This window comes from Methylocystis sp. IM3 (assembly GCF_038070105.1).
Lineage (GTDB): Bacteria > Pseudomonadota > Alphaproteobacteria > Rhizobiales > Beijerinckiaceae > Methylocystis.
The window spans coordinates 3,258,054-3,279,380 of the sequence record NZ_JBBPBZ010000002.1 but is presented as its reverse complement, the minus strand read 5'-3'; the positions used below and the strand labels follow the sequence as shown (position 1 = coordinate 3,279,380).

The following is a 21,327-nucleotide window of genomic DNA, read 5'->3' as shown; positions in this document are numbered from 1 at the left end:
CGCTGTCGTCCGCAGCCGCCCGCACGCCCTTTTTGCACCGCAGGCGTGCCGATCCCTCAAAAAAGGACATTAAAATTGTAGGCAAGGCGCAGATTGCAAAGGCCAGCGCCGCTGGCGAGTTTTCGCCGCCGACCGGCGGCGCGCGTGGCTTCCGCGCCTCTTTCGGCTCGCCTATGCTCGCCCGAGAAGAAAGAGGGAAAGGCCATGCTCGAAAAATTGCCGCCGCCGCTTCTCAAACCGATTGGCCTGACGCTCGGCTGGGCCTTGTTGCTGTTCTCGCTCCTCGCCGTTCCGCTGAGCGTCGTGACCGTGATGCGCTGGTTTGCGATCTCCTGGCCGCTCGCTCTGCTCGGCGTCTTCGTCGTCAGCATCATCCCTTACGCGGGGCGCTTCGCCTATCTCGGCCTCGCCGTCATCGGCGCCTGGTATGTCGCGGAGGCGGGCTTCAGCTTTTCAGGCGCTGTCGGACCGTTCATTGATTGACGGAGAGAGGGATTGTCGGGGGAGGGGGCTCATGACTGACGACGGCGCGCCGGTCGCCGCGCGGGCGTCGCTCGGCGATCTGATTTCCGCCGTCTTCAACGGCGCGCCGACGCGAGAGGCGGCCGAAGCCTATAGTGCGCAGCTCACCGCGCTCATTTCCCTCTATATTTGCTTCGTCGCCATCTTCCTCGCCGGCGTCTATGTGCGCGCGACCAAGAAGCGGTCTGATCTGACGGAGGAGCGGCGCGCCTTCAAGGTCTGGATCGCCTATTCGCTGATCTTCGCCCTTCTGATGATCGCGGCCTATCTCGCGCGCTTCTATTTCGGCGCGTAACGGGCGAAGTCAGTCTGGAACCTTCACACGAGCGCCCCGGCGACGATTTTCGGCCGCCGCGCGCTCGAGCTCGGCGCCCGCGGCCTGCAACTCGGCGGCGGTCTTGCGTTTTTCGGGCCTCGGCGTCATCGGCAGATAGTCCATCTGTTCGGGGCGCGACTCACGCACGAAATCCGGCGCCGCCGGCGGCGGCTTGCGGATGCCGAGCGCCTCGACAATCCCTCCGATCAGCTGGCCGCCCGTCGCGGGCGCCGCCTCCTGCGCCTGCGCCGCGCCGGCGAGGGTCAAAAGGGCGGCGACGAGCGTGTAACGAAATCCGGTCATTGGTCCATTGAGCAGCAAGATTTTGGCGGGAGCGGGGAGAACCCTAGACCCAGCCGGCGATTTCCCGCCGCGCCAGCGTCTCGATGAGCGCCATGCTCTCGTCGCTGTCGTTGAGGCAGGGAAGCCGGGCGAATTTCTCTCCGCCCTTTTCGAGGAAGAGGTCGCGGATTTCGACGCCCAGTTCCTCGATGGTTTCGAGACAGTCGGCGGAAAAGCCCGGCGCGACGATGGCGAGGCGTTTGACCCCGCCTTGCGCAAGCTCGGCGACCACGTCGCTCGTATAGGGGCCGATCCATTTCGCCGGCCCGAAACGCGACTGGAAGGAGAGGCGCAGCCTGTCCTCGGACATGCCGAGCGCCTTGCGCAGCAGGCGCCAGGTCGCTTCGCAATGGCCCCGATAGGGATCGCCGCGATCGACCTGCGCCTGCGGCAGGCCGTGGAAGGAGGCGAGCACGACCTCGGGCTCGAAATCGAGCGCGGCGAGTTCGCGCCTCACGCTCGCGGCGAGCGCCTCTATATAGGCCGGATCGTCGTAATAGGGCGCGCCGATGCGCAGCGCCGGCTGCTTGCGCATCCGCATCAGCGCGGCGAAGGCGTCGTCGGCCACGGAGGCGCTGGTCGAGGCCGCATATTGCGGGTAAAGCGGTAGAAGGACGATCCGCTCGCAGCCTTTGGCCATCAGCGCCTCGATGCGCGACGGAAGCGAGGGCGAGCCGTAGCGCAGGGCGTAATCGACGATGACCGGCGCCTTGCCGTCGAGCCCGCGCGCCGCGAGCTTTTCCGCCTGCCGCCGCGTGATGGTCTTCAGCGGCCCCTCGCCGATGTCGTGGTTCCAGATCGATTGATAGGCATGGGCGGATTTCTTCGGCCGCGTGTTCAGCACGACGCCGTAAAGAACGGGAAGCCAGAGCAGGCGCGGCAGATCGACGACGCGGGGGTCGGACAGGAATTGCGCCAGATAGCGGCGCACCGCGGGCGCGTCTGGCGCGTCGGGCGTGCCGAGATTGACGAGCAGAAGTCCGACAGGCGAATCAAGCGACGTCACGGGCGCATCCTCTCGAAAGCGGCGCGTTCTTCCTCGGCCATGTGGAAGCTCTGCTCCGGCCCCGGAAAGACGCCCGCGCGCACCTCGGCGGCATAGGCGCCGACGGCGGCGCGCAAAGCCGCGCCGATGTCTCCATAGCGCCGGTTATGCTTGAAGTCACGCGCCGTCACGCCGGCGAGATCATTGACGACGAGCACTTGCCCGTCGGTTTGGGGCCCCGCGCCGATGCCGATCGTCGCCGCCTTCACTCTTCGCGTGATGCGCGCGGCGAGCTCCTGCGGCACGAGCTCCAGCACCAGGAATTTCTGCCCGGCCGCGTCGCCCTCGAGCGCGTCGTCAAAGAGCTTGGCGGCGGCGGCGGCGGTCTTGCCCTGGCGCCGCTTTATTTCCTGATGCTGCGACTCGAGCCCCAGATGGCCGCAGACGTCGAAGCCGGCGGCCGTCAGGGCGGCGACGATCTCGGGCTGCGCGCCTTCGAACTTGACGCAATCCGCGCCCGCGTCGCGCAGGAGGCGAGAACTGGCGAGCGCCTGCTCGGGCGTGTCATAGGTCGCGTAGGGGAGATCGCCCATGATGTAGATGTCCGGCGCGCCGCGCCGCACGGCGGCGACATGATGCGCCATGTCGGAGAGCGTCACCTCGCGCTCGTGGGCGTAGCCCAGCACATTGACGCCGACGCTGTCGCCCACGAGGATGACGTCGACGCCCGCCTCGGCCTCGATGCGGGCGGTAGGCGCGTCATAGGCGGTGACGACGACGATCTTCTCGCCGCGTCGTTTCTTTTCCAGAAAGTGATCGGCTCTCGACACGCAGGTCTCCCGCTGTCGTCTGTCCTGCGCGCGGCCGGGCGGCGACGCGCCTCCCAGGGCTTCGGCTCTATTGCGCGGCCCCGCCCCGGCAGGCGTGGGGCTGGCCGGGGATGCGGATCTCCTCGAAGCCGCCGCATTTGTCGCAGGCCGAGAGCGCCAGGGCGAGGCCAATCAACGCCAGAACCTTCGCCAGACTGATTTTCATGCTCTCCCCCGCGGCCAGTGCGCGCGGAACATAGCCCAAGCGCGCGGGCGCCGACAAGAACGGGGCGCCGCGACCGCTTGCATCCTGCGCAAAGGCGCGTATAAGGCGCGCATCGCGAGGTTCCCGGCCGGGGGCTGAACGGAAGCGCCCCGACGGGGCGAGGGATCTCCCGCCTTCCCGTGTCTCCGCCTTCGATCTCATTTCCTCTCGAGCCTTTCCCATTGGCTCGAAGGGCTTGGCGCCGGAACGGCTCGCGGCAACGGAAAGGCGAAAAATCATGCCTCTTTACGAGCATGTCTATCTCGCCCGTCAGGATATTTCTCCCCAGCAGGTGGAGACTCTGACCGGGCAGTTCAAGAATGTCGTCGCGTCGCTCGGCGGCACGGTCGGCAAGACCGAATATTGGGGCGTCAAGTCGCTGGCCTATCGGATCAAGAAGAACCGCAAGGCCCACTTCACGCTCATGAACATCGACGCCCCGCCGGCGGCCATCGCCGAGCTGGAGCGCCAGCAGAGCATCAACGAAGACATTCTCCGCGTCCTGACGCTGCGCGTCGAGGAGCTGGAGGAAGGCCCGTCGGCGCAGCTGCGCAAGCGCGATGACGACGACCGCGGCGAGCGTCGCGGCGGTCCGGGCGGCCCGCGTGGCGACCGTCGCCCGCGCCGTGAGGAAGGCCGCGCCGAAGGAGAAGCCGAATGAGCACAGCGCCCCGCCGCCCCTTCTTCCGCCGCCGGAAGTCCTGCCCCTTCTCGGGCGCCAATGCGCCCAAGATCGACTACAAGGACACGCGCCTGCTCTCCCGCTACATCTCGGAGCGCGGCAAGATCGTGCCGTCGCGCATCACCGCGGTTTCGGCCAAGAAGCAGCGCGAACTGGCCCAGGCCATCAAGCGCGCCCGCTTCCTGGGCCTGTTGCCTTACGTGATCCGCTAGAAGATCGCCGCGAAGACGCGCCGCGCCTTTGAAACGAGGGGCGGCGCCAGGCTTTCGACCCCAGCCGCGCACCCGCGCCGGCTGGGGTTTCTTTTTTTTGGCCAGGGCAAAACAAAACCCCCGCCTCGGGAGGGCGGGGGCATGCAGGCGCAGGGCGCCTCGTGAGAAAAGCGCGTCGGGTCCCGACTTTTACTGGAGATTTTTCAGCCAGTCGTCGACGTTCTGCTTGGCCTGGTCCTTGCCGATGCCATATCTCTCCTGAATCTTGCCTTCGAACTGCTCGCGGCTGCCTTCCATCCGATCGATGTCGTCGTCGGTGAGCTGGCCCCATTTCTCCTTGATCTTGCCTTTGAACTGTTTCCAGTTGCCTTCCACGCGGTTCCAGTCCATAGCGGCCTCCTGACGTTTGGCGGGGAGCGTGAGCCGCCCGCCCAATGCGCGTTAGAACGCGGGCTTCGCCCGCTTGTTCCGCCGCGGGGCCGCTTTTGCGCAGGCGAAGTACCGCCACAATTTCGATTTTTCATGGCGCCGACTTCGCCGGGAGAATCCGGCCCGGGTGCGGCCGCGACGCGGCGTCCCCCGATCCGTCCCATTTGGGCGGCCCGCACGCCAGCATGAGTGAGTAGGCATGAATCAACGAGGCGACGACGAGGAACTCAAGGCCGCTTTCGCGGAGTTCAAGGAACTCCTGCGGCGGGAAACAGAGCCGGTCGGCGCGTCTCCGGCGCCCGAGGTCAGTCTCGAGCCGCGGTTCGACGCCGGCCACAAGCAGGGCGCCGCTCCCGGATCACATGGCCAGGCGCCCGAATTCCATGCGCGCCGGTCGGAGGCGCGGCCTCGCGCGGCGTCGCTCCCATCCGCCGCGCCCGACGCGATCCCTGCGCGCGAGAGGCCCCGCGCCGACGGCGCCGAGGCTTTCGAGGCCGGGGAGGCCGAGAGCGCCCGCCGCCGCAAGCTCGTCTATCTTTCCGTGGCGATCATCGCCGCCGGCCTTGCGGGGCTCGGCTGGACGATCGCCAAAGGCCCCCGCGTCGGCGAGGAGCCGGCGATCGCCAGGATCGCGCCGCCGGAAGAGCCCGCCCCGCTCGCGCCGGAAGCCGATGAAGCGTCGCTCGAGGCTCCCGATCCAGACGCCGGCGTGGCTCCGCCTGCCGAAAAGGTGGAGGCAAGCGAGCCGGCCGCCGCGCCCCAGCCCGCCGCCAGGACGGATGCGGCGCCGGAGGCGGCCCCCGCCAACATCTCGACTACGGCTGTTCCGCTTCCGGTTGTTCCGGTGGAGAATCAGGATGCTGTCGCGCCGCCGGCCAAGCCTGCGGCCGCTGCGGCCAAATCTGACGCGACGTCGGCCAGGCCTGCGGCGGCAGCCAAGCCTGCGGCCCCGCCAGCCAAGCCTGTCGCATCGGCGTCTGAACCCGCCGCCGTGACCGCTCCCCTGCCGGCGCCGGCGAAGCCCGCGCCCGCCGCCACGACGGCGGCGCTGCAACCTGCGGCGGCTCCAGCCGAGTCAGAGGCTCCGGCAAGCGAGTCGGCCAAGCCAGTGGCGAAGCCTGCCGCAAAGCCGGCCGCCAAGCCCCCGGCGAAAACGGCGAAGCCCAAGCCCCAGGGTTCCCAGCAGACGGCCGCCAAGCCCCCCAAGCCGGCGACCGAGACGCCCGCGCCGGCGGCGGAGGTCGCGCTTCCGGCCCCGCCCCCCGCGCCGCCGCAGGCTCCCGCCGAGACCGGCGGCGCCTTCGGCCTTGTCAAGCGCACGGTCAATTCCGTGGGCTCGACGATCGGCAACATCGGCCGGGCCGTCATCCCCTAAAGAAGGGCGCTCCAAAAGGGCGCTCTCCTCAACCGTAGCGCTCCCGGTTTGCCAAACGCGCCGCCCCGTCGCAAGTTATGCAGGACGGGGCGCGCGAATGCGTCCGGCTCTTGATTCCCGCCCCGCACCTCCTGAGCCGGCGCGTTCGACAGAGTTTCGGAGCAGCGCATGGCGAAGCCGACCCAGGCCGACGCAGAAGCGGCCGTCCGCGTCCTGATCGAATGGGCGGGAGACGACCCGGACCGCGAGGGGCTGATCGACACGCCGTCGCGCGTGGCGCGCTCCTATCGCGAGCTGTTCTCGGGCTATGAGATCGACCCCCGCGACTATCTCAAGCGCACGTTCGAGGAAGTCGGCGGCTATGACGAGCTCGTGATCCTGAAGAACATCCGCGTCACCAGCTTTTGCGAACATCACATGTTGCCGGTGCTGGGCCGCGCCCATGTGGGCTATTTGCCGACGAATCGCGTGGTCGGCATCTCGAAGCTCGCGCGCGTCGTGCACGGCTTCGCCAGGCGCCTGCAAATCCAGGAAAAGCTCACCGCCGAGATCGCCGAGGCGATTCAGGACATCCTGCAACCGGCCGGCGTGGGCGTGGTGATCGAGGCCGAGCATAATTGCATGACGCTGCGCGGCGTGAACACGCCCGGCTCGTCGCTGACGACGAGCCGCCTGCTCGGCGTCATCCGCGACGATGCGCGCACGCGGGAGGAATTCCTGATGATGGTGCGCGGCGCCTGACGCGCCGCGCCGCGCCGCCGCCAGCGCGCCGGCCAGCCGCTTGGACCAGCCGCTTCGCCCAGCCGCTTGGGCAAGCGGCTTGGGCAAGCGGCTTGGGCCAGGAACAACTCCATGCGCGTCGCGTTAACTCGCCACTTGCTTACCCTTGGAGGCGGCAATGGCCGAGGAACGAAACATTCAGCGCCAGCAGCACAATGGTCATGGCGCGAGCGACATGAGCGGCGCGATCGCCGACCAGGCGTCCGCGGCGAGCGAGCAGGTGGGCCGCGCCGTTCAGCAGGGCATGGGCCGGGCCAATGCGGCGCTGAACGCCGTGACGGAGCGGAGCGGCCGGGCGGCGGAGCGCACCGGCGAGGTTTTGGGCAATTTCCGCTCGGCGATCGAGACCTCGGCGCGGTCGCAGCCGACGACGACGGTGGCCCTGGCGGCGTTTGCGGGCTTCATCTTCGGCGCGTTCTGGAGGATGGGCCGGTAGATCGTTCCTCCAGCCTCGAGTTGACGTCAATGTTCGAGCCGATCATCAAGAGGGCCGAAAACGCGGTCGGCGCCACGATCACCCGCCTGTCCGGAAATGCCATGGCGGCGGTTCCGTTGCTGATTGCCTTCGGATTCGCAACCGCGGCGGCGGACTATTGGGCGACCCAGAGCCTGGGGACGCTCTTCGGCAATCTGGCCGTTGCGGGCGCATTTCTGGCGATCTCGCTTTTCGTCTACGCCTATGCGCGTCGGCGCGAGGCGGTTCAACTGGCGCGCGCGAGCGAAGAGCTCGCCGCGCTGACTGCGGCTTCACCGTTCACGGCCCTGTCGCGCGCCATCAACTCCTCCAATGCGACGCAGGCGCTCATGGACCTCGCCAAAAGCGCGGCGCCCGTCGCGGCGAAGAACGCGGCGCGCGTCGCGCTGCGGGAGGCGCCGCGCAATCTGCCCCTGCTTCTCGGCGCGGGGCTCGGCCTGATGGTGGCCTCGCGTCTGGTGAATGCGATGACGAACGGGCGCGGCCGGCATTAGACCCGTGCGGCGCCTCTCACGGCCTCATCCTCCCCGCGAGGATGGGGCCGTGATCGTTTGCGATCCGTGGGCGGGCGCCGTCCCGCTGAACCAGTTGACCGCATCTCTCACGGCGAGACGCGCGGGGCGCGTCTCGTAGCCGAGTTCGCGGCGCGCCTTGGCGTCGTCGAAGAACATGCGCGTGCGCGACATTCTCAGGCTGTCGCAATGCAGGAAGGGCTCGTAGCCGAGGAGGCGCGCGCCCCATTCGTTCACATGGGCGAGCGGCATGAGCGGTCCGGGCGGCAGTCGAAAGCGCGGCGGCGCGCGGCCGGTCAGACAGGCGATCTCGGTCAGCAACTCGCAGAGCGTCAGATTTTCGCCGCCGAGGATGTAGCGTTCGCCGATCGCGCCCCGCTCCATGGCCGCGAGATGGCCCGCGGCCACGTCGTCGACATGCACGATGTTGAGGCCCGTCTCGACATAGGCGGGCATGGCGCCGCGCACGGCTTCCTTGACGAGGCGGCCCGTGGGCGTCGGCTTGAGGTCGCCCGGCCCGAGCGGCGCCGCCGGGCAGACGATGACGGCGGGCAGTCCCTCTTCGGCGATCATGCGCTCGACCAGGCGCTCCGCGACGATCTTGCTTTGCTTATAGGCGCCGATCGCCTTTTCGGGCGGAAGCCGGTCGCTTTCGGCGCTGAGGCGGCCATTGGCGGCGGCGAGCGTCGCCACGCTGCTCGTATAGACGATGCGCTCGACCCCTGCGCGCTGGGCTTCGCGCATCACGATTTCGGAGCCCCGCACATTGACGTGAAACAGGGTCTCCGGGGCCGGCGCCCAGAGCCGGTAATTCGCCGCGACATGGAAAAGCCGGCGCACGCCTTTCATTGCGGCGCGGACGCTTTCGAGATCGGTGATGTCGCCCTCTGCGACCTCGCAGCCCGGCGGGATGTTCTCCCGCGAACTCTCGGGGCGCGCCAGCGCGCGAACGCGAGCGCCTCTTGCCACGAGAAGCCGGACGACGGCGCCGCCGATGAAACCGCTCGCGCCCGTCACCAGAACAAGATCGTCTCTATCCATGCTTTCGAGCGCCAAGCTACATCCGATCAAGGCGCCGTGAGAGACACCAGAGCCGAATCGACTCTACAAAGCCACGTCCCGCTTTGCGAGCGTCGCCATTCAGGAGACGCGCGCAAACCGTTGAGAATTCGTCTCCGGTTGCTGCGTATCCGCCTGGCCGATACGCTCGCGAAGCCCGAAGCCCTCCGGCTCGGGTCTTCGCATCGAACGCCTCGCTGCGGCAAGAGGGCAGGCATGTCCGAAAAGATTCATCTCTCTCGCGTCGGCGCCGTTCTGCGTCTCGTCTTCAACCGGCCGGAAAAGAAGAACGCGCTCGACCGGGACGCCTATCGGGCGCTGATCGCGGCGCTCGACGCGGCGCAGCGGGACGCCGCGGTGCGCGCGGTCGTGTTCGCGGGCGCGGGGGAGGATTTCACGGCCGGCAACGATCTTGCCGACTTCCGCAATTTCCTCTCGGAGAGCCTGGAGAATTTTCCGGCCTTGCAGTTCGTGCGCGCGCTCGCGGCCTTTGAGAAGCCCATGGTGGCGGCGGTGAAGGGGGACGCGATCGGCGTCGGGGCGACGATGCTCTTCCATTGCGACCTCGTGTACGCCGCCCCGCAGGCGCGCCTGCGCATGCCCTTCATCGACCTCGGCCTCGTGCCGGAGGCGGGGGCGAGCCTTCTGGTCCCGCAACGGTTCGGCATGGCCAGAGCCGCGCAATATCTGCTTCTGGGGGAACCTTTTTCTGGCGAGGAGGCGCATCGCCTCGGCCTCGTCAACGCGCTGGCTCCGTCCGAGGGCGTGTTGGAGGCGGCCATGATGGCGGCGCAGGCGCTGGCGGCGAAGCCCGCCGAGGCGCTCGTCGCCTCCCGGCGCCTGCTGCGCGGCGACCCGGCCGACCTGCTGGCCCGCATCGACGCGGAGGCCCGGCTCTTCGCCGAGGCGCTCGCGTCGAATGAGACGCGGGCGCGGCTCGCGGCCTTTTTCGCGCGGAAATAGAGCTTATCTGCGAGTCCCCGGAGCTGATGAGGAGGCGGCTGGTTTCAATGTGCGGGCGTTACTCCCTGACCTCTGCGCCGGAGGCGATCCGCCAGCTCTTCGGCTATGCGGAGACGCCGAACTTCCCGCCGCGCTACAATATCGCGCCGACTCAGCCGATCGCCGTCGTCACGACCGAGCGGGGCGCGCAGGGACCCGTGCGGCGTTTCATGCTGGCGCGCTGGGGTTTCGTGCCGGGCTTCGTGAAGGACCCGCGCGACTTTCCCTTGATCATCAACGCCCGCGCCGAGACGGTCGTCGACAAGGCGAGCTTTCGCGCCGCGATGAAGCGGCGCCGCTGCCTCGTGCCCGCCGACGCCTATTACGAATGGCTGAAACTGCCCGCCGGCGGCCGGATCCTGCGCAAGCCCTATCTCTTCCGCCGGGCCGACGGCGCGCCCATGGGCCTCGCCGGAGTGTGGGAGACCTACGCCGGCGCCGATGGCGCGGAAATCGACACGGCCTGCATTCTCACGACCGGCGCCAGCGGCGCGACGGCGGCCATTCACGACCGCATGCCGGCGATCATCGAGCCCAAGGATTTCGCCCGCTGGCTCGACTGCGACGAAACGCGCGTCGAGGAGGCCGCGGCGCTTTTGAAGCCCGCCGCCGACGATGCGCTGGAGTTTTTCGAGATCGGCCCGGAGATCAACAAGGCGACGAGCGAGGGCGCGAAACTGCAGGAGCCGTTGGCCCCGACGCTCGTGTGAACATTACAGGAGCTTGCCGGGGTTGAGCACGCCCTTGGGATCGAGCGCGTTCTTGAGGGCGCGCATCACATCGAGCGCGACCGGGCTCTTGACCTGCGTGAGCAGCGACCGCTTCAATTGGCCGATCCCGTGCTCGGCGGAAATCGAGCCGCCGAATTCGTCCACGAGCCCGTGAACGAGCGCGTTCATCTCGTCCCATTGCGCGAGAAAGGCGGCTTTGTCGGCGCCCGCCGGCTGCGAGACGTTATAGTGGAGATTGCCGTCGCCCATATGGCCGAACGGCACGGGCCGCGCCTGCGGAAAGCGCGCGGCGATGCGCCGGCCGGCCTCGGCGATGAACTCCGGGATGCGTTCGATGGGCACGGAAATATCGTGCTTGATGGAGCCGCCCTCGCGCTTTTGCGCTTCCGACATGCTCTCGCGCAGCCGCCACAGCGCCGCCGCCTGATCCAGCGACTGAGCGCGCGTCGCGTCCAAAATCAATTCCGCCTCCAGCGCCTCGGCGAGCGCCGCATCCGCGATGCGCTCGGCCTCGCCGTCTGAAAAGCCGGCGATTTCGAACAGCACGTACCAGGGCGCGGGCGCGCCGAGCGGGTCGCGCGCGCCGGGAATGTGGCGCGAAACGAGGTCGAGCCCGAGGCGCGGCAGGAGTTCGAAGGCCTGAAGGGCAGGCCCTGCGCGGCCCTTCATGAAATTGAGCAGCGCCAGGGCGTTTTCGGGGCTTTCGAGCCCGAGAAAGGCGACCGCCTTCGAGCGCGGGCGCGGAAAAAGCTTGAGGGTCGCGGCGGTGATGACGCCGAGCGTGCCCTCCGAGCCGATGAAGAGCTGGGTGAGATTGTAGCCCGTATTGTCCTTGCGCAATTTGCCGAGCGTCGAAAGCAGGCGGCCGTCGGCCAGCGCGACTTCGAGCCCGAGCGCCAGATCGCGCGCCGCCCCATAGGCGAGCACATGAACGCCGCCCGCATTGGTCGCGAGATTGCCGCCGATGGTGCAGCTGCCTTCCGAGGCGAGCGAGAGCGGGAAATAGCGATCCGCCGCTTCCGCAACCTCCTGCGCCCGCGCCAGCGTCACGCCCGCTTCGAGCGTCATGGCGTCGGAGGCCGGATCGACTTCGCGGATGCGGTTCAGTCTCGACAGGGAGAGGACGACCTGCCGGCCGCTCGCATCCGGCGTCTGGCCGCCGACGAGGCCCGTATTGCCGCCCTGTGGAACGATTGCCACCCCATGCGCGTTGCAAAGCGAGAGAACGCTGGAGACCTGCTCGGCGTCCGAGGGCTTGACGACGCACATTGCGCGGCCGCGATAAAGGTCGCGCGGTTCGGAGAGGTAAGCGTCCATCTCCGCCGCTTCGGCCGCCACGGCGGAAGATCCGACGATCGCCCTGAGGCGATCGCAGAGATCGGGCGCGTCAAACCAAGCGCTCTGAGACAGAGAAGGCGCCCTTTTCGTTGTGGAGCCGGCCGTCAGTAACGGGGACGGCGTGCTCTCGCGTCTTTCCTGCGGGCGTAGACGTAAGCGCGCGCGGCGCTGGGCGCGCTTGCGAGGACGACACTACACAATGCTGCGGCGATAAGCGCATTCATCATGATTATCTCCTTCCAGTTCCGGAGACCATCGGGTCCCCGCCTGCACCGGACCATCTCGCAAATCCTATGCCTGATTTTTTTCTGCGGCAACGGGCTTTGCTGTAGGCGCGGCCAAATTTGATCTCGATTTCCCTCCGTTGAGACATTCTCGACACAGAACCATTGCCCGAAAATTAAGGGATTCACCCTAAAAGGCTGCGTTTTGCCCTTTTCTGGCCCGAGCTGCGCGAAAAGACCGCAACGATCTCGACATGGGGTGCGTAGCGGAACTGGTCAACCGGGGTGATTCCCTTCACCTCGAAACCGCCGCTGATCAAAAGCGCGGCGTCGCGCGCGAAACTTTGTGCATTGCAGGAAACCGCGACCGCGAGAGGAACGTCCGACGCCGCGATTTCCGTCGCCTGGGCCAGGGCGCCGGCGCGGGGCGGATCGAAAACGACCGCGTCGAAGGGCGAAAGCTCCCGCGCGGACAGCGGCCGGGCGAACAGGTCGCGGACCTCCCCTTCGAGCGGCTTGAGGCCGGGGGCGGCGCGGGCGCCCGCGCGCATGGCGTCGACCGCGCCGGCGGCGCTGTCATAGGCCGAGACTTTCGCCTGTTCCGCCAGGCGCAGCGCGAAGGCGCCGACGCCGCAAAAGAGATCCGCGACCTTCCTCGCTCCGCGCGTCGCCTCCAGCACGCGCGCGGCGAGCGCCTCTTCGCCGGCCTGCGTCGCCTGGAGAAAGGAGCCCGGCGGCAGCAGCACGCTGGCGGAGCCGACCGCGACATGCGGCGTCCGACGCAGCGCGACGAGCCGGCCATGATTCGTCAGGCGGGCGAGATCATGCGCCTGCGCCGCCTCGGTCAGCGCGCCGACCTCCTTGGCGTCGAGCGGTCCCGCGCCGCGCAGATCGACATCCATCCCCTCGCGCGTGGCGGTGATGGCGATATCGAGCGGCTTGCCGCGGGTGGCGAGGATCTGCGCGATGGCGCGGGCGGCCGGGAGCGCCCCGGAAAGGCTGGGCGCGAGCAAGGGGCAGGCGTCGATCTCGACGATCTCGTGCGAGCGCGCCGCCATGAAGCCGACGCGGGCCTTGCCGCGATCCATGCGGGCGTGAAAGGTGACGCGCCGGCGTCCCGCCCCATGCGCATGGACGAGCGGCGCCACCGGGAGCCGCAGCCCCGCATGGGCGAGCGCCGTTTCGACCAGGCCGCGCTTCCATTCGTCGTAACGCGCCGGCGCCAGCGCCTGCACGGCGCAGCCGCCGCAATGGGCGTAATGCGGACAAATGGGCGCGATGCGGTCTGGCGAGGCGTCGACGATCTCCACGACCCGCGCCTGTTCTCCCTCGATTTCCGCAAGAATCGTCTCGCCGGGAAGCGCATAGGGCGCGAAGACCCGCGCGCCGCCGTCATGGGCGACGCCTTCGCCGCGATGGCCGAGACGTTCGATGCGTAATTCTTTCATTGGGCGGCGCCCGTTTGTTGGCCCAACCCCACCCGGCCCGCGTTGCGGGCCACCCTCCCCGTAAAGGGGAGGGAGGGAGGCGCGGCGCTCGCGTGGATCGCTTGTAGGCGCTTCGGCATGGTCATGTCTCACCCCTCGGAGCGACGAGCGCAGACGAGAAACTCCCGGTTGCCGTCGCCGCCGGCGATCGGCGAGGGCGTCACGCCGGCGACCCGCCAGCCGAGGCCCTCGATCTCGCGGTGCGTACGGGCGCAAACTTCGGCGTGCGCCGCTTCGTCCCGCACGATGCCTTTTCTGACCGCCGCGCGTCCGGCCTCGAACTGCGGCTTGATGAGCGCGACGAGCATGGCGCCGGGCGCCGCGAGCGACAACACATTCGGCAACAGCGCCGAGAGCGAGATGAAGCTCGCATCCATCACGATGACGGCCGGGGCCTCGGCGAGTTGGGAAAGACTCAAGCTGCGCGCGTCCTGGCCCTCCATGGAGGTCACGCGCGGATCGCGCCGCAGCCGTTCGTGCAATTGATCATGGCCCACATCGACCGCCGCGACATGGCGGGCGCCGCGCGCGAGCAGCACGTCGGTGAAGCCCCCCGTCGAGGCGCCGACATCGAGGCAGGAGAGGCCCGCGGGATCGACGCCGAAAACGTCGAGCGCGTGCACGAGCTTGACGCCGCCGCGCGAGACCCAGGGGTAGGGGGCCGAGGCGACGATCTCCGCCCCTTCCGCGATCGGCGTCGCGGGCTTCGTCACGCGGCGCCCGTCGACGGTGACGAGTCCCGCCTCGATCGCCTCGCGCGCCTTGGCGCGGCTTTCGAAGAAGCCGCGTTCGCAAAGCGCCGCATCCGCGCGTTTCGCCCCCATCATTCCCCCGCTTGCAAAAGCGTGCCCGCCCGGCGCGCGCTGTTCAAAAGCTTGCCGAAGGCGAAGCAGGCGAGGGAGAAGAGCAGCGCGTCGATCGCAAGCCCCTGCGCCAGAAGATCCCAGCGGATCACATGGTCGATGAGCAGCGCGCGAAGCCCCTCGAAGACATAGGTCGGCGGCAGCGTCCAGGAGACGGGTTGAAGCCAGTTGGGCAATGTCGAGACCGGATAATAAACGGCGCCGAGCGGCTGCACGAAGAACATCAGCGACCAGACGAGATTTTCGGCGCCGAGCCCGAGCCGCAGCAACAGGCCCGAGACGAAGAGGCCGATGCTCCAGGCGAAGAACATCAGCACGACGAAAAAGGCGCCGAAGGCGACGCCGAGCCCCCAGAGATTGAAGCCGAAAAAGACGATGGCGAGCAGCGTCACCGGTAGCACGCCGACCATGAGCCGCACGAGGCTCATGACGATGAGCGAGACGACGAATTCCGCCGGCCGCAGCGGGCTCATGAGAATGTTGGGCAGATTACGCGACCACATTTCCTCGATGAAGGAAAAGGAGAAGCCCTGCTGGCCGCGCAGCAGAATGTCCCACAGGAGAATCGCGCCGATCAGCGTGCCGGCGGCCTGCGCCGCGCCGCCCGGCGCCTGAAGCGCGCCCGCCTTGACGAGATAGGTCTGCAGAAAGCCCCAGGTCAGCATCTGCAGGAACGGCCAGTAGATGATGTCGAGGACGCGCGTATAGGAGGCGCGCAGCAGATAGCTGTAGCGCAAAACCATGGCGCCGACGCGCCGGAGCGAAAAAACGCCTCCCATCAGGCCGCTCCCGCGCGGCCGCGCGCCACGTCGAGAAAGACTTCCTCGAGATTGGCGCGGCCGTAGCGCGCGATGAGCCGCGCCGGCGAGTCGTCGTCGACGACGACGCCTTCCTTGAGCATCATCACGCGGTCGCACAGGCGCTCGACCTCGCCCATATTGTGCGAGGCGAGCAGGATCGCGCAATTATGCGTGGCGCGATGCGCCTCGAGCCGCGCGCGCACCCAGTCGGCCGTGTCGGGATCGAGCGAGGCGGTGGGCTCGTCGAGCAGCAGAAGCTGCGGATCGTTGACGAGCGCCTTGGCGATGGCGACGCGCGTCTTCTGTCCGGCGGAGAGCCGGCCGGTCTGGCGGTCGAGAAAGTCCTTGAGCGCCAGGGCGTCGGCAAGCTCCTCGATCTTCGCCTCTATGTCGGAGACGCCATAGAGGAGGCCGAAGACGCGCAGATTCTGCCGCACGGTGAGCCGGTGCGGCAGATCGACATAGGGGCTCTCGAAATTCATGCGGCCGAGCACCTCGTAGCGCTCGCGCAGCAGGTCGTGGCCGAAGACGCGGATCGTTCCGGCGGTGGGCTCGATCAGGCCCATCACCATGCCGATGGTCGTCGTCTTGCCCGCGCCATTGCCGCCGAGGAGGGCCGTGACGGAGCCGGGGGGCAGGGAGAAATCGAGGGGTCCGACGACGCTGCGCTGGCCGTAGCTCTTGCAAAGACCGTGAACCGAGAGCGCCGGTTCGCTCATTAAAGGGGACATGACGTGGGTTATGGCTGTTCGAGGCGGCCGCGGCAAGGGCGCCTCACTCCGGCAAGGGCGCCTGACTCCGGCAAGGGCGCGTCACTTCTGGCAGCGCGGGCAATGAAAGGTCGAGCGGCCCGACTGCACGCTGCGCAGGATCGTTCCGGGGCAGGACGGCGTGGGGCAGGCCGCGCCTTCGCGGTCGTAGACCCGGAAGGAATGCTGGAAATAGCCGAGCGAGCCGTCCGCCTGCCGATGGTCGCGCAGCGACGACCCGCCGGCCGCGAGCGCCGCGTCGAGCACCTCGCGGATGGCGCCCGGAAGGCGCGCCAGCGCGGCCGTCGGCTTTCCGGCGGCTGTCACCAGCCTGCCGCCGGCGGCGAGCGGCGAAATTCCCGCCCGATGCAGCGCCTCGCAGACATAGATGTTGCCGAGCCCCGCGATCAGCCGCTGATCGAGCAGCAGCGCCTTGACCGGCGCGGCGCGGCCGCGAAAGGCCCGCGCGAGAAAAGCCGCGTCGAGGCCGCCGCCCAAAGGCTCGGTCCCGAGGCCGCGAAACAGCTTGTGGCCCTCGAGGTCGCGCGTTTCGACGAGCAGCATGAAGCCGAAGCGGCGAGGGTCGTTGTAGGTGACGCGGGCGCCGCTCTCCATGTGGAAGACGACATGATCATGCGCCGCGCTCTTGTCGCGCGGATGGTGAAAGACGCCCGCGACCGCGCCGTCGATCCGGAAGGAGCCGCTCATGCCGAGATGCATGACGAGCGTCTCGGCCCCGTCGAGTTCGGCGAGGAGATATTTTGCCCGCCGCCGCAGCGCGAGCACGCGCCGTCCCGCGAGCCGTCGTGCGAAATCGGGCGGGAAGGGGAAGCGCAAATCCGCGCGCCGCTGCTCGACGCGGGCGAAGCGCGCGCCTTCGAGCGTGGGCGCGAGGCCCCGGCGCACGGTTTCGACTTCGGGCAATTCGGGCATCAAAGGCTCCGGGTGGCGCGCTTTCGTCGCCGGCGCGCGCCGCGCCATAAATCGCCATAGCAAATGGCGAGAGGCGGATGAAGATCGAGGCCCAAATCGTGGGGGCGCTGCGCGTGCGCCTGCCCGACGCGATGGCGATCTATCTCTTCGGCAGCATCGCCAGCGGCGAGGCCGGGCCGCGCAACGCCGGGCGGCGGCTTGTGTCGCGCCAGGGCTAGAACGGGGCGCCCGTAGCCATCCCGGCCGGGAGCGGCTATACCCTCCCCCGTCTTCCCCTGTCAGGCGAGCGTTAAATGACCGATTCCCATTCCGATCGAGAGGGCTCGACCCATTTCGGCTATTCCGAGGTGCCGCTTTCCGAGAAGCAGCATCTCGTGGACGATGTCTTTCACAAGGTCGCCCGCCGCTATGACGTGATGAACGATCTGATGTCCGCGGGCCTGCACCGGCTCTGGAAGGACACCTTCGCCGGCAAGGTCAACGCGCGCAACCGCAAGGAATTCAGGCATCTGGACGTCGCGGGCGGCACTGGCGACGTGGCCTTCCGCATCGCGCGGCAGTCTCCCCCGGACGCCGAGATCGTGGTCCTCGACATCAATGGCGACATGCTGGAGGTCGGCCGCGACCGCGCCCGCGAGAAAGGAATTGGCGAGAAGCTCGATTTCGTGCAGGCCAACGCCGAGTCGCTGCCCTTTCCGGACAATCATTTCGACGCCTATACGATCGCCTTCGGCATCCGCAACGTGCCGCGCATCCAGACCGCGCTCGAGGAAGCCTATCGCGTGCTCAAGCCCGGCGGCCGTTTCCTGTGCCTCGAATTCTCGCAGGTGAACGTGCCGGGGCTGGACAAGATCTACGAGGCCTATTCCTTCAACGTGATTCCCGCCGTCGGCAAGCTCGTCGCGGGCGATGGCGAGCCCTATCGTTACCTCGTCGAGTCGATCCGCAAATTCCCGGCGGCCGACGATTTCGAGCGCATGATCCGCAAGGCGGGCTTCCGCCGTACCGGCTACGAGCGCCTCACCGGCGGCGTCGTCGCGATCCATTCCGGCTGGAAATTCTAACGGGCAGGACGCTTCCTTGTTTCTCCAGACGGGCAATTTCCTGCGACTGGCGCGCGCCGGCTATATTCTGGCGCGCGAAGGCGTCTTCACCTCGCTCGATCCCAATCTGCTGCCGCCCGCGGCGGTTCCGCTCGTGCGCCTCGCCAATCTCTTCGCGCGGGGCAAGGGCGAGAACGCCGGGGCGGCGCTCGTTCGGGCGCTGTCGCAGATCGGTCCCTCCTATGTGAAGCTCGGGCAGTTTCTGGCGACGCGCCCCGACGTGGTGGGCGGCGAGATCGCCGACGCGCTCACGGCGCTTCAGGACCGCATGGCGCCCTTCGGCCAGGTCAAGGCGGTGGAGATCATCGAAAGGTCGCTCGGACGGTCGATCGACGAGATGTTCACCTCCTTCGGCGAGCCCGTCGCGGCCGCCTCGGTGGCGCAGGTGCACATGGCCACGGCCGTGTATGAGGGGAAGGAGCGCAGGGTCGCGGTCAAGGTGCTGCGCCCCGGCGTCGAGGGCCAGTTCGCCCGCGATCTGCGCGACATGTATCTCGTGGCCCGCGTGGCCGAACGCTGGTCGGCGGAAGGCCGCCGCCTGCGGCTGATCGAGGTGGTGGACACGCTCGCGCGCACCGTGAAGCTCGAGACCGACTTCCGCCTCGAGGCGGCGGCGGCGTCCGAATTCGCCGAGAACGTCGCCAAGGACCCGGACATCCGCGTGCCGCATGTGGACTGGGACCGCACGGCGCGCGAGGTGCTGACGCTCGAATGGATCGACGGCGCGCCGCTGTCCGATCTCGAGCGCGTCGCGGCGGAAGGCCACGACCTCAAGAAGCTCGGCGCCCATGTGCTGCAGTCCTTCCTGCGTCACGCCATGCGCGACGGCTTCTTCCACGCCGACATGCATCAGGGCAATCTGTTCGTCGACCGGCAGGGCCGGCTCGTCGCCATCGACTTCGGCATCATGGGCCGGCTCGGCGAGAAGGAGCGGCGTTTTCTGGCCGAAATCCTCTATGGCTTCATCACGCGCGACTACCGGCGCGTCGCCGAGGTGCATTTCGAGGCGGGCTATGTGCCGGCCAAACATTCGATCGAGGAGTTCTCGCAGGCGCTGCGCGCCATCGGCGAGCCGCTGCACACGATCAACGCGTCGGAAATTTCCATGGCGCGGCTGCTGACGCTGCTCTTCGAGGTGACGGCGCTCTTCGACATGCGCACCCGCACCGAGCTGGTGCTCCTGCAAAAGACGATGGTGGTCGCGGAAGGGGTCGCCCGCACGCTCGATCCCAGGCTCGACATCTGGAAGACCTGCGACCCCGTCGTGCGATCCTGGATCGAGGAAAATCTCGGGCCGAAGGCCAAGATCGAGGACGCGGGCAGGAATATCGCGGAGCTCGCGCGGCTCGCCTCCCATCTGCCCAAGACGCTTGCAGAGGCCGAAATCGCGATTTCCCGCGTGTCCAGCATGGCGGAGCAGGGCGTCGATCTGTCGCCTCTCTCGCTCGAGACGCTGGCCGAGACGCGGCGTCGCTCGGACATGCGGCTGCTTCTCGGTCTGACGGCGCTGACGCTCTTCGCCGCCTGGCTGTTCGGCTAGCGCGCTTTCCGCCGAAGCGGGGAACCGGTTCGGCGGTAGAAAGCGCAACGAAACAAGCTGGAGCCTCGATCCTTTCGGATCGGGCGGGGCTCTCGTTATGAGGCAGGCGCCTCGGAGGCGGCCAGGATGAAGCTTCGAACTTTCTTTCTCTTCTTCTTTTTCGTCCTGACGGTCTTCGCGGGCGCCAATGTGGCGCTCGGCGTCCTCTTGGGGAAGGCGGACGACGCCCGGATCCAGTCCGAGCGGCAGAAGGACAAGATCACTTCGCTTTCCGAGGATCTCGTCATCTCCTCACAATTTGCGACGCGCTTCGCTCGCGGCTATGTCGCGACCAGGGACCCCAGACGGCTGCGATGGCACAATGAAGTCGTCGGCATTCTGGAGGGCGCCATTGCGCGCCCCGAGGGGTATGGGGTCGAATATTGGGATCTCGTCTCCGGCGGACTCCTGCCCGAGCCCGATTCGAGCGTCAAAGGGCTCTCTCTCGAAAATCAGTTCTTGCAACTGAACCTGACTGTCGAAGAGTTCAATCTGCTCAAGAAAGCCGAGGAGCTTCTCCTCAAATTGGCGACTTCCGAACGCATCGCCATGCACGCCATCAACGGAGAGTTCGACGACGGGACGGGCGCTTTCTCGAAAAGGGGCAAGCCCGATCCGGCCCTGGCCGACCGGCTGCTCTACAGCGAGAATTACGTCAAGCAGAACGCCGACCTCGCCAAGCTCGTCTACGACTTCACCGAGAAGGTGAAAGGCCGCTACGAGACGATTTTGCGCGCGCAGGAGGATTATGCGACGCTGCTCGTGCGCCTGAATATCTATCTCGCGACAGGCCTTTTCGCGACCATTCTCCTTTATCTTCTTCTGATGCGCAGCCGCTTCATGGTCCGGATGCGGAAGCTGATGGACGCCGTCACGGAAATCAGCGCCGGGAAACTGGACACGGAAATCGGCCTCTCGGGGCGCGACGAAATCGCGGAGCTCGCGGAAGCGGTCGGGTCGATGGCCGGCAATTTGAGCAAGGCTTTCGAAAAGCTGGAGGAGCGCGCGCTCGTCTCGGAGCGAACGGCGGTCGAACTCGACAATGAGCGTCTGCGCTCCGAGAAGCTTCTGCACAACATTCTGCCGGCCACCATCGCGCAGCGCCTCCAGGGCGGCGAGGCGGTGATTGCGGAAGTCTATCCCGAGGTGACGGTCTTTTTCTCGGACATCGTCGGCTTCACGGATCTCTCCGCCAAGCTCGGCCCGCACGAGACCGTCAATCTGCTCAACATGCTCTTCGAAAAATTCGACGAGCTCGTTGAGAAGCATGGCGTCGAGAAGATCAAGACGATCGGCGACAGCTATATGGTCGTCGGCGGCGTTCCCAATCGCGATCCCCTGCACTGCCAGCATGTGGCGGAATTCGCGCTCGAAGCCATCGGCTTCGTCCGCGCCTTCTCCGACACCTATCCCTTTCCCATTCAGATGCGGATGGGCATCCATACCGGGACTGTCGCCGCCGGCGTGCTGGGCCGGAAGAAATTTTCCTATGATCTCTGGGGCGACGTGGTGAATGTCGCGAGCCGCTTCGAATCGACCTCGCTGACCGACCGGATCCACGTCTCCGAGTCGGTGCGCGTGCGTCTTTCCGACGATTTCATCTTTCAGGACGCGGGCACGGTCGACCTCAAGGGCAAGGGCGTCACGGCCTCTTACTATCTCCTCGGCAAGAAGAAGGAGCTCGCCGGGGTGGTCGAGTTCCGCAAGCAGCAGGCCGCCACGGCCCGCGAGGCCGACGGCGGCAAATAGATCTCC

At 67.4% G+C, this 21,327-nt stretch carries 26 protein-coding genes; 14 read left to right on the top strand and 12 right to left on the bottom strand.

The window, feature by feature from the left end; all coding sequences use genetic code 11:
• Window positions 1-204: 204 nt before the first annotated feature.
• The gene (locus tag WOC76_RS17870; RefSeq protein ID WP_341104925.1) at window positions 205-483 is read left to right on the top strand and encodes a hypothetical protein; all 279 of its coding nucleotides are present in this window, start codon (window positions 205-207) and stop codon (window positions 481-483) included.
• Between the two features lie 31 nt (window positions 484-514).
• On the top strand, window positions 515-817 hold the full coding sequence (locus WOC76_RS17865; RefSeq protein ID WP_341104926.1) for a hypothetical protein: 303 nt from the start codon (window positions 515-517) through the stop codon (window positions 815-817).
• Between the two features lie 9 nt (window positions 818-826).
• Here the strand turns inward: WOC76_RS17865 and WOC76_RS17860 are convergent, their stop codons facing one another.
• The 4 genes from WOC76_RS17860 to WOC76_RS17845 all read right to left on the bottom strand — a co-directional run bounded on the left by WOC76_RS17860 (window position 827) and on the right by WOC76_RS17845 (window position 3,200).
• A complete protein-coding gene (locus WOC76_RS17860; protein ID WP_341104927.1) occupies window positions 827-1,141 on the bottom strand; it encodes a hypothetical protein in 315 nt (104 codons plus the stop codon).
• Between the two features lie 43 nt (window positions 1,142-1,184).
• A complete protein-coding gene (hemH, locus tag WOC76_RS17855; RefSeq protein ID WP_341104928.1) occupies window positions 1,185-2,186 on the bottom strand; it encodes a ferrochelatase in 1,002 nt (333 codons plus the stop codon).
• Window positions 2,183-2,995 (bottom strand): 3-methyl-2-oxobutanoate hydroxymethyltransferase, encoded by an 813-nt coding sequence (panB, locus tag WOC76_RS17850; RefSeq protein WP_341104929.1) that lies wholly within the window; start codon window positions 2,993-2,995, stop codon window positions 2,183-2,185. The genes hemH and panB overlap by 4 nt, the downstream gene beginning before the upstream one ends.
• Window positions 2,996-3,062: 67 nt before the next feature.
• Window positions 3,063-3,200 (bottom strand): hypothetical protein, encoded by a 138-nt coding sequence (locus WOC76_RS17845; RefSeq protein WP_341104930.1) that lies wholly within the window; start codon window positions 3,198-3,200, stop codon window positions 3,063-3,065.
• Between the two features lie 277 nt (window positions 3,201-3,477).
• On the opposite strand from WOC76_RS17845, the gene rpsF reads away from it, so the two are divergent.
• Window positions 3,478-3,900, top strand: a complete 423-nt coding sequence (gene rpsF / locus WOC76_RS17840; protein ID WP_341104932.1) for a 30S ribosomal protein S6 — start codon at window positions 3,478-3,480, stop codon at window positions 3,898-3,900.
• Window positions 3,897-4,133: a 30S ribosomal protein S18 gene (gene rpsR, locus WOC76_RS17835; protein WP_016917696.1), complete on the top strand. Its 237-nt coding sequence runs from the start codon at window positions 3,897-3,899 to the stop codon at window positions 4,131-4,133. Before rpsF ends, rpsR begins: the two co-directional genes overlap by 4 nt.
• 189 nt (window positions 4,134-4,322) lie before the next feature.
• On the opposite strand, the gene WOC76_RS17830 is transcribed toward rpsR, so the two are convergent.
• Entirely contained in the window at window positions 4,323-4,523 is a 201-nt protein-coding gene (locus tag WOC76_RS17830) for a CsbD family protein (protein ID WP_341104936.1), read from the bottom strand.
• Between the two features lie 238 nt (window positions 4,524-4,761).
• Between WOC76_RS17830 and WOC76_RS17825 the strand changes: the two genes are divergently transcribed.
• The 4 genes from WOC76_RS17825 (at window position 4,762) to WOC76_RS17810 (ending at window position 7,686) form a co-directional block, all read left to right on the top strand.
• Window positions 4,762-5,937 (top strand): hypothetical protein, encoded by a 1,176-nt coding sequence (locus WOC76_RS17825; protein ID WP_341389211.1) that lies wholly within the window; start codon window positions 4,762-4,764, stop codon window positions 5,935-5,937.
• A 168-nt stretch (window positions 5,938-6,105) separates the two neighbouring features.
• Window positions 6,106-6,678, top strand: coding sequence for a GTP cyclohydrolase I FolE (gene folE, locus WOC76_RS17820; RefSeq protein ID WP_341104940.1), 573 nt, complete (start codon window positions 6,106-6,108; stop codon window positions 6,676-6,678).
• Between the two features lie 157 nt (window positions 6,679-6,835).
• Window positions 6,836-7,153: a hypothetical protein gene (locus WOC76_RS17815; protein ID WP_341104941.1), complete on the top strand. Its 318-nt coding sequence runs from the start codon at window positions 6,836-6,838 to the stop codon at window positions 7,151-7,153.
• A gap of 29 nt (window positions 7,154-7,182) precedes the next feature.
• Complete coding sequence (locus tag WOC76_RS17810; protein WP_341104943.1) at window positions 7,183-7,686, top strand: hypothetical protein; 504 nt, start codon at window positions 7,183-7,185, stop codon at window positions 7,684-7,686.
• A 24-nt stretch (window positions 7,687-7,710) separates the two neighbouring features.
• Here WOC76_RS17810 and hpnA read toward each other — a convergent pair whose 3' ends face one another.
• Window positions 7,711-8,745, bottom strand: coding sequence for a hopanoid-associated sugar epimerase (hpnA, locus tag WOC76_RS17805; RefSeq protein ID WP_341104945.1), 1,035 nt, complete (start codon window positions 8,743-8,745; stop codon window positions 7,711-7,713).
• Window positions 8,746-8,979: 234 nt separating this feature from the next.
• Here hpnA and WOC76_RS17800 point away from each other — a divergent pair, with 234 nt between their 5' ends.
• Window positions 8,980-9,726, top strand: coding sequence for an enoyl-CoA hydratase-related protein (locus WOC76_RS17800; protein WP_341104946.1), 747 nt, complete (start codon window positions 8,980-8,982; stop codon window positions 9,724-9,726).
• Window positions 9,727-9,773: 47 nt separating this feature from the next.
• Window positions 9,774-10,475, top strand: a complete 702-nt coding sequence (locus WOC76_RS17795; protein WP_341104948.1) for an SOS response-associated peptidase — start codon at window positions 9,774-9,776, stop codon at window positions 10,473-10,475.
• 3 nt (window positions 10,476-10,478) lie between these two features.
• Here the strand turns inward: WOC76_RS17795 and WOC76_RS17790 are convergent, their stop codons facing one another.
• The 6 genes from WOC76_RS17790 to mutM form a co-directional block, all read right to left on the bottom strand.
• The gene (locus tag WOC76_RS17790; protein WP_341108725.1) at window positions 10,479-11,813 is read right to left on the bottom strand and encodes an FAD-binding oxidoreductase; all 1,335 of its coding nucleotides are present in this window, start codon (window positions 11,811-11,813) and stop codon (window positions 10,479-10,481) included.
• A gap of 430 nt (window positions 11,814-12,243) precedes the next feature.
• Complete coding sequence (locus tag WOC76_RS17785; RefSeq protein WP_341104949.1) at window positions 12,244-13,506, bottom strand: class I SAM-dependent RNA methyltransferase; 1,263 nt, start codon at window positions 13,504-13,506, stop codon at window positions 12,244-12,246.
• 128 nt (window positions 13,507-13,634) lie between these two features.
• Complete coding sequence (locus WOC76_RS17780; protein ID WP_445928469.1) at window positions 13,635-14,369, bottom strand: TlyA family RNA methyltransferase; 735 nt, start codon at window positions 14,367-14,369, stop codon at window positions 13,635-13,637.
• Window positions 14,369-15,187 (bottom strand): ABC transporter permease, encoded by an 819-nt coding sequence (locus tag WOC76_RS17775; protein WP_341104951.1) that lies wholly within the window; start codon window positions 15,185-15,187, stop codon window positions 14,369-14,371. The genes WOC76_RS17780 and WOC76_RS17775 overlap by 1 nt, the downstream gene beginning before the upstream one ends.
• Window positions 15,187-15,939, bottom strand: coding sequence for an ABC transporter ATP-binding protein (locus WOC76_RS17770; protein ID WP_341389204.1), 753 nt, complete (start codon window positions 15,937-15,939; stop codon window positions 15,187-15,189). The genes WOC76_RS17775 and WOC76_RS17770 overlap by 1 nt, the downstream gene beginning before the upstream one ends.
• Before the next feature lie 81 nt (window positions 15,940-16,020).
• Entirely contained in the window at window positions 16,021-16,890 is an 870-nt protein-coding gene (mutM, locus tag WOC76_RS17765) for a bifunctional DNA-formamidopyrimidine glycosylase/DNA-(apurinic or apyrimidinic site) lyase (protein WP_341104953.1), read from the bottom strand.
• A gap of 77 nt (window positions 16,891-16,967) precedes the next feature.
• Between mutM and WOC76_RS17760 the strand changes: the two genes are divergently transcribed.
• The 4 genes from WOC76_RS17760 to WOC76_RS17745 all read left to right on the top strand — a co-directional run bounded on the left by WOC76_RS17760 (window position 16,968) and on the right by WOC76_RS17745 (window position 21,321).
• Entirely contained in the window at window positions 16,968-17,108 is a 141-nt protein-coding gene (locus WOC76_RS17760) for a hypothetical protein (RefSeq protein ID WP_341104955.1), read from the top strand.
• Between the two features lie 75 nt (window positions 17,109-17,183).
• Window positions 17,184-17,954: a bifunctional demethylmenaquinone methyltransferase/2-methoxy-6-polyprenyl-1,4-benzoquinol methylase UbiE gene (ubiE, locus tag WOC76_RS17755; protein ID WP_341104956.1), complete on the top strand. Its 771-nt coding sequence runs from the start codon at window positions 17,184-17,186 to the stop codon at window positions 17,952-17,954.
• Window positions 17,955-17,970: 16 nt separating this feature from the next.
• The gene (gene ubiB, locus WOC76_RS17750) at window positions 17,971-19,533 is read left to right on the top strand and encodes a 2-polyprenylphenol 6-hydroxylase (protein WP_341104957.1); all 1,563 of its coding nucleotides are present in this window, start codon (window positions 17,971-17,973) and stop codon (window positions 19,531-19,533) included.
• A 126-nt stretch (window positions 19,534-19,659) separates the two neighbouring features.
• On the top strand, window positions 19,660-21,321 hold the full coding sequence (locus tag WOC76_RS17745; RefSeq protein WP_341389201.1) for an adenylate/guanylate cyclase domain-containing protein: 1,662 nt from the start codon (window positions 19,660-19,662) through the stop codon (window positions 21,319-21,321).
• Window positions 21,322-21,327: the final 6 nt, after the last annotated feature.

What these genes read in the sequence shown, in the direction of transcription:
- WOC76_RS17790 (WP_341108725.1), bottom strand. Translation starts at nt 11,813, where the DNA reads ATGGACGCTTACCTCTCCGAACCGCGCGACCTTTATCGCGGCCGCGCA.
- WOC76_RS17760 (WP_341104955.1), top strand. Translation starts at nt 16,968, where the DNA reads ATGAAGATCGAGGCCCAAATCGTGGGGGCGCTGCGCGTGCGCCTGCCC.
- WOC76_RS17780 (WP_445928469.1), bottom strand. Translation starts at nt 14,369, where the DNA reads ATGGGGGCGAAACGCGCGGATGCGGCGCTTTGCGAACGCGGCTTCTTC.
- WOC76_RS17870 (WP_341104925.1), top strand. Translation starts at nt 205, where the DNA reads ATGCTCGAAAAATTGCCGCCGCCGCTTCTCAAACCGATTGGCCTGACG.
- WOC76_RS17795 (WP_341104948.1), top strand. Translation starts at nt 9,774, where the DNA reads ATGTGCGGGCGTTACTCCCTGACCTCTGCGCCGGAGGCGATCCGCCAG.
- rpsR (WP_016917696.1), top strand. Translation starts at nt 3,897, where the DNA reads ATGAGCACAGCGCCCCGCCGCCCCTTCTTCCGCCGCCGGAAGTCCTGC.
- WOC76_RS17745 (WP_341389201.1), top strand. Translation starts at nt 19,660, where the DNA reads ATGAAGCTTCGAACTTTCTTTCTCTTCTTCTTTTTCGTCCTGACGGTC.
- WOC76_RS17865 (WP_341104926.1), top strand. Translation starts at nt 515, where the DNA reads ATGACTGACGACGGCGCGCCGGTCGCCGCGCGGGCGTCGCTCGGCGAT.
- ubiE (WP_341104956.1), top strand. Translation starts at nt 17,184, where the DNA reads ATGACCGATTCCCATTCCGATCGAGAGGGCTCGACCCATTTCGGCTAT.
- WOC76_RS17785 (WP_341104949.1), bottom strand. Translation starts at nt 13,506, where the DNA reads ATGAAAGAATTACGCATCGAACGTCTCGGCCATCGCGGCGAAGGCGTC.
- WOC76_RS17830 (WP_341104936.1), bottom strand. Translation starts at nt 4,523, where the DNA reads ATGGACTGGAACCGCGTGGAAGGCAACTGGAAACAGTTCAAAGGCAAG.
- folE (WP_341104940.1), top strand. Translation starts at nt 6,106, where the DNA reads ATGGCGAAGCCGACCCAGGCCGACGCAGAAGCGGCCGTCCGCGTCCTG.
- rpsF (WP_341104932.1), top strand. Translation starts at nt 3,478, where the DNA reads ATGCCTCTTTACGAGCATGTCTATCTCGCCCGTCAGGATATTTCTCCC.
- WOC76_RS17800 (WP_341104946.1), top strand. Translation starts at nt 8,980, where the DNA reads ATGTCCGAAAAGATTCATCTCTCTCGCGTCGGCGCCGTTCTGCGTCTC.
- hpnA (WP_341104945.1), bottom strand. Translation starts at nt 8,745, where the DNA reads ATGGATAGAGACGATCTTGTTCTGGTGACGGGCGCGAGCGGTTTCATC.
- WOC76_RS17825 (WP_341389211.1), top strand. Translation starts at nt 4,762, where the DNA reads ATGAATCAACGAGGCGACGACGAGGAACTCAAGGCCGCTTTCGCGGAG.
- WOC76_RS17815 (WP_341104941.1), top strand. Translation starts at nt 6,836, where the DNA reads ATGGCCGAGGAACGAAACATTCAGCGCCAGCAGCACAATGGTCATGGC.
- WOC76_RS17810 (WP_341104943.1), top strand. Translation starts at nt 7,183, where the DNA reads ATGTTCGAGCCGATCATCAAGAGGGCCGAAAACGCGGTCGGCGCCACG.
- mutM (WP_341104953.1), bottom strand. Translation starts at nt 16,890, where the DNA reads ATGCCCGAATTGCCCGAAGTCGAAACCGTGCGCCGGGGCCTCGCGCCC.
- WOC76_RS17770 (WP_341389204.1), bottom strand. Translation starts at nt 15,939, where the DNA reads ATGTCCCCTTTAATGAGCGAACCGGCGCTCTCGGTTCACGGTCTTTGC.
- WOC76_RS17845 (WP_341104930.1), bottom strand. Translation starts at nt 3,200, where the DNA reads ATGAAAATCAGTCTGGCGAAGGTTCTGGCGTTGATTGGCCTCGCCCTG.
- WOC76_RS17860 (WP_341104927.1), bottom strand. Translation starts at nt 1,141, where the DNA reads ATGACCGGATTTCGTTACACGCTCGTCGCCGCCCTTTTGACCCTCGCC.
- WOC76_RS17775 (WP_341104951.1), bottom strand. Translation starts at nt 15,187, where the DNA reads ATGGGAGGCGTTTTTTCGCTCCGGCGCGTCGGCGCCATGGTTTTGCGC.